The sequence below is a fragment of the Streptomyces sp. HSW2009 genome, from assembly GCF_040240285.1.
GTDB lineage: Bacteria > Actinomycetota > Actinomycetes > Streptomycetales > Streptomycetaceae > Streptomyces.
This window is the reverse complement of sequence record NZ_JBEHZD010000346.1, coordinates 1-8,675: the sequence shown is the minus strand read 5'-3', so window position 1 is coordinate 8,675 and position 8,675 is coordinate 1. Positions and strand designations below refer to the sequence as shown.

At 74.9% G+C, this 8,675-nt stretch carries 7 protein-coding genes; 4 read left to right on the top strand and 3 right to left on the bottom strand.

Annotation, left to right across the window (positions count from 1 at the left end):
- Positions 1–32: 32 nt before the first annotated feature.
- On the top strand, positions 33–962 hold the full coding sequence (locus tag AAHZ94_RS22785) for a LysR family transcriptional regulator (protein ID WP_349994842.1): 930 nt from the start codon (positions 33–35) through the stop codon (positions 960–962).
- A 184-nt stretch (positions 963–1,146) separates the two neighbouring features.
- Here the strand turns inward: AAHZ94_RS22785 and AAHZ94_RS22780 are convergent, their stop codons facing one another.
- From AAHZ94_RS22780 to AAHZ94_RS22770, 3 genes are all read right to left on the bottom strand, one after another.
- Positions 1,147–1,875 carry a gamma-glutamyl-gamma-aminobutyrate hydrolase family protein gene (locus AAHZ94_RS22780; RefSeq protein ID WP_349994840.1) on the bottom strand — a complete coding sequence of 243 codons (729 nt, stop codon included), beginning with the start codon at positions 1,873–1,875 and terminating at the stop codon, positions 1,147–1,149.
- Positions 1,876–1,888: 13 nt separating this feature from the next.
- A complete protein-coding gene (eat, locus tag AAHZ94_RS22775; RefSeq protein ID WP_349994839.1) occupies positions 1,889–3,496 on the bottom strand; it encodes an ethanolamine permease in 1,608 nt (535 codons plus the stop codon).
- Between the two features lie 304 nt (positions 3,497–3,800).
- A complete protein-coding gene (locus AAHZ94_RS22770; protein ID WP_349994838.1) occupies positions 3,801–4,592 on the bottom strand; it encodes a FadR/GntR family transcriptional regulator in 792 nt (263 codons plus the stop codon).
- An 89-nt stretch (positions 4,593–4,681) separates the two neighbouring features.
- Between AAHZ94_RS22770 and AAHZ94_RS22765 the strand changes: the two genes are divergently transcribed.
- The 3 genes from AAHZ94_RS22765 (at position 4,682) to AAHZ94_RS22755 (ending at position 8,551) form a co-directional block, all read left to right on the top strand.
- Complete coding sequence (locus AAHZ94_RS22765) at positions 4,682–6,049, top strand: glutamine synthetase family protein (protein WP_349994837.1); 1,368 nt, start codon at positions 4,682–4,684, stop codon at positions 6,047–6,049.
- A 203-nt stretch (positions 6,050–6,252) separates the two neighbouring features.
- Positions 6,253–7,635: an aldehyde dehydrogenase family protein gene (locus AAHZ94_RS22760; RefSeq protein ID WP_349994836.1), complete on the top strand. Its 1,383-nt coding sequence runs from the start codon at positions 6,253–6,255 to the stop codon at positions 7,633–7,635.
- A 160-nt stretch (positions 7,636–7,795) separates the two neighbouring features.
- The gene (locus tag AAHZ94_RS22755; RefSeq protein WP_349994841.1) at positions 7,796–8,551 is read left to right on the top strand and encodes a 3-oxoacyl-ACP reductase; all 756 of its coding nucleotides are present in this window, start codon (positions 7,796–7,798) and stop codon (positions 8,549–8,551) included.
- Positions 8,552–8,675: the final 124 nt, after the last annotated feature.

Here is an 8,675-nt window from a genome sequence, read left to right as displayed (position 1 = left end):
CGGCTGCGTCATTGGTGTCTAAGCGCCCGCGCGTGGACGCGGGGCGCGGCCGCCACGGGCGGGTGCCCGACCTCGGCGCGCTGGAGCTGCTGCTCGCCGTCGCCCGGCTGGGCAGCCTGGGGCGGGCCGCCCGGGAGCTCGGCATCAGCCAGCCCGCGGCGAGCGGCCGGATCAGGTCCATGGAGCGACAGTTGGGCGTCACGCTGGTGGAACGCTCGCCGCGCGGCTCGCGGCTGACCGACGCCGGAACGCTGGTGACCGAGTGGGCGCGGCGGATCGTGGAGGCGGCCGAGGCGTTCGACGTGGGCGCGCTCGCGCTGCGTGACCGCCGGGACTCTCGGCTGCGCGTCGCCGCGAGCATGACCATCGCCGAGTACCTGTTGCCGGGCTGGCTGATCGCGCTGCGGGCGAGCCGGCCGGGCACGGCGGTCTCGCTGTTCGCCGGCAACTCGACGGAGGTGGCGCGCCGGCTGCGGGACGGCGAGGCCGACCTGGGCTTCGTGGAGGGGGTGGCGGCGCCGCCCGGCCTCGACGGGGCGGTCATCGGCCGGGACCGGCTGGTGGTGGTGACGGCACCCGGGCACCGGTGGGCGCGCCGGCGCGGCCCGGTGCCGGCGGCCGAGCTCGCGGCGGCCCCGCTGATCCTGCGCGAGCACGGCTCGGGCACCCGGCAGGTGCTGGACACGGCCCTGCACCCGCACGGCGGGCTGGCCGAGCCGCTGCTCGAACTGGCCTCCACCACCGCGGTGAAGTCCGCGGCGGTCAGCGGCGCGGGCCCGGCCGTACTGAGCGAACTCGCCGTCGGTGACGAGTTGTCGGCGCACCGGCTGGTGGAGGTCGCGGTGGACGGCGCCGACCTGCGCCGCGAGCTCCGCGCGGTCTGGCCCGTCGGCGCCCGCCCCGCAGGCCCGGCCCGCGACCTGCTGGGCCTGACCCGGCGGGGGAGCGGCGCGGCGGCGTGAGGGGCCGGACCCCTTGGCCGGGGGCCGGGCCCTCGGCATGGGGCTGGGCTCCGGCGAGGGCGGCGCGTACCGAGCGGACCGGGTGCTCGTGCCCGGCATGGCCAGCGCGACATCTGAGATCCGCGTGAACCACACAACCGCCCCGACTGCACGGGCTGCCCGGACTGCCGGGGCCAGAGGGACCCTACGAGCCGGCCGGAGCCTCCCGCCCGGCCGCCGCCGTCACCAAGGCGCGCATCAGCCGGGTGTCGTCGGCCGCCTCCGGATGCCACTGGACGGCCAGCGCGAACGGGCCGGGCGCGGTGAACTCCAGAGCCTCCACCGTGCCGTCGGTCGCGTGGGCCGATGCGGTCAGACCGGTGCCGATCCGGTCCACGGCCTGGTGGTGGTAGGTCGGCACGGACAGCGGCGCCGGCAGTACGCGGGCGGTGTGCGTGCCGGGTACGGGGGTGACCCGGTGCCGGGCGAAGGTGCCGGGCGGACCGCCGTGGCCGCCGTGGCCCACCGCTTCGGGCAGGTGCTGGAGGAGCGTGCCGCCGTGCGCCACGTTCAGCAACTGCATGCCCCGGCAGATCCCGAGCAGCGGCAGGCCGGCCTCCGAAGCGGCGCCGAGCAGGGCCAGTTCCCAGGCGTCCCTGGCACGGGCCGGCGGGCCCGTCTCGGGGTGCGGCGCCGCCCCGTACCGCGCCGGGTCGACGTCCGGGCCGCCCGCGATGACCAGGCCGTCGATGCGGGCGACGGCCTGCCGGGCGGCGTCTGGCGCCGGGTCGGGCGGCAGCAGCACGGCCAGGCCGCCCGCCCGCTGCACCAGTTGGTGGTAGCCGACCGGCAGCAGCGCGGCCGGCAACCGCCACTCGCGCCACTGCGCGGCGTCCTCCAGATAGGTGCTGATGCCGATGACCGGCTTGGCCATGGACGCCTCCAGATCAGTCGCGGGTCAATTCGGCCTCCGCCGCCGCGAGGGCCGCGAACTCCTCCTCGGGCGCGGACGCCACCAGTCGGTGTCTGCTGTAGCAGGCGAAGTAGGCCAGCGCCACGCAGTACACGCCGAGGGCGATCACCGCCGCAACCCGGTCCACCAGGAACGTCGCCACCAGCGCCGAACAGGCGAGCACCAGCGCCAGCGCGGAGGTCAGCACTCCGCCGGGGGTGCGGTACGGGCGGTGCAGATGGGGTTCGCGGCGCCGCAGCACCAGGTGCGAGAGGGCCATCAGGGCGTAGGAGATGGTCGCGCCGAACACCGCCACGTTGAGCATCCGCGCCCCGTCGCCGCTCGCCGCCGCCAGGGTGAAACCGAGCGCCCCGGGGACCAGGAGCCCCAGGTAGGGCGCCTTGCGGTGGTTGGTCAGGGACAGTGCGCGGGGCAGGTAGCCGGCCCGGGAGAGGGCGAAGAGCTGCCGGGAGCCGGCGTAGATGAGCGAGAAGAAGGAGGCGACGAGGCCGGCCAGGCCCGCGTAGTTGACGATCCTGCTGGCCGTGGTGGGCTCGCCGTCCGGTTGCAGCGCCCGCACCAGCGGGTCGCCGCCGTCGGCGATGGGCCCGGCGCCGCGGGCCCCGGGCGCGGTGACCAAGGTGACCAGGGCGAGGAGCAGCAGGATGCCCAGCGAGAGGGCCATCGCGCGGGGCAGCACCCTGGCCGGGTCCCGGGTCTCCTCGGCCGCCAGCGGCACCCCCTCCACGCCGAGGAAGAACCACATGCCGAACGGGAAGGCGGCCCAGATGCCGAGGACGCCGAAGGGCAGCCAGGAACTGGCGCCGAAGGCGTCGTGGTCGGCCGGGATGTCGTGCAGCGCGTCGGCGGAGAACTCGGTGGCCGCCGCGCACGCGAAGACGATCAGCGCGGCCACCGCGATGGCGGTCACCACCAGGCTGAACCGCAGCGCCTCGCCCACGCCCCACAGGTGGATGCCGGTGAACAGCACGAAGCAGGCCAGGTAGACCGGCCAGCCCGTCTCCAGGCCGAACAGGCCGAGGGACTCCACGTAGTCGCCGATGAACAGCGAGATCGCGGCCGGCGCCAGCACGTACTCGATGAGGATCGCGGTGCCGGTCAGGAACCCGCCCCAGGTGCCGAGGGCGCGCCGGGCGAAGCCGTAGCCGCCGCCGGCCGTGGGCAGCACGGCCGCCAACTCGGCCAGCGAGAAGACCAGGCAGGTGTACATCAGCCCCATCCGCGCGGCGGCGACGGCCAGGCCGCCGAAGCCGCCTTCGGTGAGCCCCGCGTTCCAGCCGGAGAAGTCACCGGAGACGACGTAGGCGACGCCGAGCCCGGTGAGCAGGACCGGGCCCGCGGTGCCGCGGCGCAGGGTGCGGCGCTCCAGGTAGCGCTGGTCGTCGGAGGTTCCGTCGGGGGTTTCGCCGATGGCCCCGGTGGCGGTCCTGTCGGTCGTTTTGTCGGTCGCCTTGTCGGCCGGATCGTCGGCCGTGTCACCGGTCGCCCGGCGGGTGGCCGGCCCCCGAGACGGGGGCTCGCCCCGGTCTCGCCCGGGTTCGTCGCCCGCCGGGGTACGGGTCGGTTCGGGTCCGTCGGTCATGGGCGCTCCCGCCTGCCGAAGGGGAAGGACGAAGAATCGAGCAGTCCAGCCGGGGCCGGCCGGGCCGCCGATGACCGGCCGGGTTCAATGAGGGGTGGCCACGGACCGGTGCGCGGCGGCGTGCGGCCCGGGGATGCTCAGGTGCGGTGCTCAGGTGCGGTGCACGGCGGGTGGGTGCGGACGCGCGGTCGTGGGGCGGGGCGGGGGAGTGGCGCGCTGGCGGGTGGAGAAAGGTGCGGTGGCACACCTTTGTCGCTCGGCCCGGGACGGCGCAAGCCCCCGGCGGGGGTCGAACATCCGCCCGCTAGGCCAGAAACCCGCGCACCAGGGCCGCCGTGCCCGCGCAGTGCTCCCGCATCACCGTACGGGCGCGGTCCGCATCGCCCGCGAGCACCGCATCGGCGAGCGCCGCGTGCTGGGCCTGCGAGTGCTCCAGGTTGCGCACCAACAGCGGTACACAGTCCAGGAGTTCGTTCACCCGGGCGCGGGCCGCCGCGTACTGCTCGGCCAGTGAGCGGGAGCCGGCGAGGCGGGCCAGCGTGAGGTGGAAGAGCGTGTCCTGGCGGCGGTAGTCGGCGGGCGCGGCATCGCGGGTGGCGGCCAGCGCCGCGCGCACCTGTCCGGCGTGCTCCGGGCCGAGGCCGGCCTCGGCGCACAGCCCGGCCGCGCCGACGTCCAGCACCTCACGGAAGCGCAGCGCGTCTTCCAGATCGGCCAGACCAGCCAGGCCAGCCACCGCCACCCGGCGCCGCAACTCCCGCCGCGCGTCGGCCGCCGGCCCCGCCGCGAGCCCCGCCGCCGGCCTGGCCCGTACGAATGTGCCCCCGTACCGGCCGCGCCTGCTCTCCACCAGACCCTGGTCCTTCAGGACCTTCAGGACTTCGCGCAGCGTGACCCGGCTGATCCGTAGCAGATCGGCCAACTCCCGCTCCGCCGGCAGTCGTTCGCCGGGCGGGACCAGGCCGAGTCGCACCACCTGGAGTATCTGTTCCAGCGCCTCTTCGAAGCCGTTGCCGGCCCGTACCGGCCGCAGTACGGCGGCGAGCTGGGCCGATCGCGCGGGCCCGCGCCGCCGGGCGCCCCCGTCGGTGTCCACCGGCCCCACCCCCCGTCGCGGCTCCTTCCCAACCAATGGTCCGCCGGCCTACCTTAAGACCTCCAGTCAGATCGACAGGAGGCCCGTCCGTGGCAGAACGCACGCCCCCGCTGCCGGTCGAGGAATTACGCGCCCTGGTCGCCGCCGGCGAGATCGACACCGTCGTGCTGGCCTTCACCGACATGCAGGGCCGGCTCCAGGGCAAGCGGTTCGCCGCCCCGTTCTTCCTCGACCAGGTCCTCGAACACGGCGCGGAGGGCTGCGCCTACTTGCTCGCCGTCGATGTGGAGATGAACACCGTCGGCGGGTACGCCATGTCCTCCTGGGACAACGGCTACGGCGACTTCGCGCTGCACGGCGACCCGAGCACGCTGCGCCGCATCCCCTGGCAGCCCGGCACCGCCCTGCTCACCGCCGATCTGAGCTGGCACGACGGCAGCCCGGTGGTCGCCTCGCCGCGCCAGGTGCTGCGCGGCCAACTGGACCGGCTCGCCGCCCGCGGCTGGCGCGCCCACGTCGGCACCGAGCTGGAGTTCATGGTCTTCCGGGACAGCTACGAGCACGCCTGGGACGCCGGCTACCGCGGGCTGACCCCGGCCAACCAGTACAACGCGGACTACTCCGTGCTCGGCACCGCCCGCATCGAACCGCTGCTGCGCCGCATCCGCACCGAGATGGCCGGCGCCGGGCTCACCGTCGAGTCGGCCAAGGGCGAGTGCAACCTCGGCCAGCACGAGATCGCCTTCCGCTACGACGAGGCGCTCACCACCTGCGACCAGCACGCCCTCTACAAGACCGGCGCCAAGGAGATCGCCGCCCAACAGGGCAGTGCCCTCACCTTCATGGCCAAGTACGACGAGCGCGAGGGCAACTCCTGCCACATCCACCTCTCGCTGCGCGACGCGGCCGGCCGGCCCGTGTTCGCCGACGACACGGGCCCGCACGGCATGTCGCGCACCATGCGGCACTTCCTGGCCGGCCAACTCGCCGCGCTCGGCGAGTTCACCCTGCTGTACGCGCCCAACATCAACTCCTACAAGCGGTTCCGCCCGGGCTCCTTCGCGCCCACCGCCGTCGCCTGGGGCCCGGACAACCGCTCCTGCGCGCTGCGCGTGGTCGGGCGCGGGCTGGGACACCGGCTGGAGAACCGGCTGCCGGGCGGCGACGTCAACCCCTACCTCGCCGTCGCCGGCATGGTCGCCGCCGGTCTGCACGGCATCGACGAACAACTCGAACTCCCCGAGCCGTGCACCGGCAACGCGTACGCCAGCGACGCCGAGCGGGTGCCGGCGACACTGCGCGAGGCCGCCGACCGCTGGGCCACCAGCACCCTGGCCCGCACCGCCTTCGGGGACGAGGTGGTGGAGCACTACCTGCGGATGGCCCACGTCGAACAGGAGGCGTACGACACCGCCGTGACCGACTGGGAGCGCTACCGCTCCTTCGAACGCATGTGATGCGTGTGGGACGTGGGACGCGTGAGGCGTGCGATGTGTGGGGCGGGGCGTGAGCTGGGCGATGCGTGAAGTGTCGGGCGCGCGCCACCCGCACCCAGCCGCCCGCACCCAGCCGCCCGCACCCAGCGACCCGCACCCAGCGACCCGCACCCCGCCACCAGGCCCCCTCCCCGACGCACACCACCCACGTGAGGAGCCCACCCGTGCCCCAGGCCGCACCCCCGACCGAGCACCAGGTGCTCAATCCGGCCACCGAGGAGGTCATCGCCACCGTCGCGGCCACCACTGCGGAGGACGCCGGCCGGGCCGTCGCCCGGGCCGCCGCGGCCCAGCGGGAGTGGGCCGGCCGCGCCCCCGCCGACCGGGCCAGGGCGCTGCGGGCCTTCGCCGCCGTCGTCGACCAGCACGTCGAGGAGTTGGCCGCGATCGAGGTGCGCGAGGCCGGGCACCCGATCGGCAACGCCCGCTGGGAGGCCGGCAACGCCCGTGACCTGCTGGAGTACGCGGCCGGCGGCGTCGAGCGGCTGATCGGCAGTCAGATCCCGGTCGCCGGCGGCATCGACGTCACCTTCGCCGAACCGCTCGGCGTGGTGGCCGTCATCGCCCCGTGGAACTTCCCGCTGCCGATCGCCGCCTGGGGCCTGGCCCCCGCCCTCGCCGCCGGCAACGCCGTACTCCTCAAGCCCGCCGAGACCACCCCGCTCAGCGCGCTCAGACTGGCCGAACTGGGGCTCGAAGCGGGGCTGCCACCCGGCCTGTTCCAGGTGCTGCCGGGTGCGGGTCCCGTGGTGGGCACGGCCCTGGTGGACCACCCGGGCGTGGCCAAGGTGGTCTTCACCGGTTCCACCCGGGTCGGCCAGCAGATCATGGCCCGCTGCGCCGCGCAGGTGAAGCGGGTCACCCTGGAACTCGGCGGCAAGAGCCCCAACATCGTCTTCGCCGACGCCGACATCGAGGCCGCTGCCGCCAGCGCCCCGGCCGCCTTCCTGGACAACGCCGGCCAGGACTGCTGCGCCCGCACCCGCATCCTGGTCCAGCGCTCCGTCTACGACCGCTTCCTCACCCTGCTCGAACCGGCCGTGCACGCCTTCACGGTGGGCGACCCGGCCGACCCCGCGACCGCCATGGGCCCGCTCATCTCCGCGGCACAGCGCGAGCGCGTACGGTCCTACGTCCCCGAGGACGCGCCCGCAGCCATCCGCGGCACGGCCCCCACCGGCAAGGGCTTCTGGTACCCGGCGACCGTCCTGGAGGCCGCCCCGGACAGCCCGGTCGCCACCGAAGAGGTCTTCGGGCCGGTCGCCGTGGTGCTGCCGTTCGCCGACGAGGCGGAGGCGGTACGGCTCGCCAACGCCACCGACTACGGCCTCGCCGGCTCGGTGTGGACCCGTGACGTGGGCCGCGCGGTCCGCGTCGCCCGTTCCGTCGCCGCCGGCAACCTCGCAGTCAACTCGCACAGCAGCGTCCGCTACGCGACCCCCTTCGGCGGCTTCAAGCGCTCCGGACTCGGCCGCGAACTCGGCCCCGCGGCGCTCGAAGCCTTCACCGAGACCAAGAACGTCTTCATCGCCACCGAGGAGCACTGACGTGACGGAACGCCCCGACCAGACGGGTTCAACGAGCCTGGCTTCCCCCACCGGCCCGACCGCCCCCGTGCCCGCAGCCACCTCCGCCTCCGCTCCCGCCCCCGAACCCACCTCCGCCTCCGCTCTCGCCGCCGCGCCGGGCGCCGCCGGCTGTCGGCGGCTGGTGGACCGTACGGCCGTGATCACCGGCGCCGGCAGCGGCATCGGCCTCGCCACCGCCCGCCGGCTGGCGTCCGAGGGCGCCCGCGTGGTCTGCGCCGACATCGACGAGGCGACCGGCAGGGCCGCGGCCGACGAGGTCGGCGGGGTGTTCGTCCGGGTGGACGTGACCGACGAGGAACAGGTACAGGCCGCCTTCAAGACCGCGTACGACACCTACGGCTCGGTCGACATCGCCTTCAACAACGCGGGCATCTCACCGCCCGACGACGACTCCATCCTCACCACCGGGCTGGCCGCCTGGCAGCGCGTCCAGGAGGTCAACCTCACCTCCGTCTACCTGTGCTGCAAGGCCGCGCTGCCGTACATGCAGCGCCAGGGCAAGGGCTCCATCATCAACACCGCCTCCTTCGTGGCCGTCATGGGCGCGGCCACCTCGCAGATCAGCTACACCGCGTCCAAGGGCGGCGTGCTGGCGATGTCCCGCGAACTCGGCGTGCAGTTCGCCAGGGAGGGCATCCGGGTCAACGCGCTCTGCCCGGGCCCGGTGAACACGCCGCTGCTGAAGGAGTTGTTCGCCAAGGACCCGGAGCGGGCCGCCCGCCGGCTGGTGCACGTACCGGTGGGCCGGTTCGCCGAGCCCGAGGAGATCGCCGCCGCCGTCGCCTTCCTCGCCAGCGACGACGCCTCCTTCGTCAACGCGGCCGAATTCCTCGTGGACGGCGGCATCGCCGGGGCCTACGTCACCCCGCTCTAGGCGGCGCCACCGCGGGCCCGGCCGGCCCCCCCCCCCGCCGGCCGCGCCGGGGGGGGGGGCCCCGCCCGCCGCGGGGGGCCCCGGGGGGGCGGCCGTCGAGTCGGTCACGGTGAGCCGGGTCAAG

Bases quoted from the DNA above. Each gene is read 5' to 3' on its own strand.
- eat (WP_349994839.1), bottom strand. From the start codon at position 3,496: ATGACCGACGGACCCGAACCGACCCGTACCCCGGCGGGCGACGAACCC.
- AAHZ94_RS22780 (WP_349994840.1), bottom strand. From the start codon at position 1,875: ATGGCCAAGCCGGTCATCGGCATCAGCACCTATCTGGAGGACGCCGCG.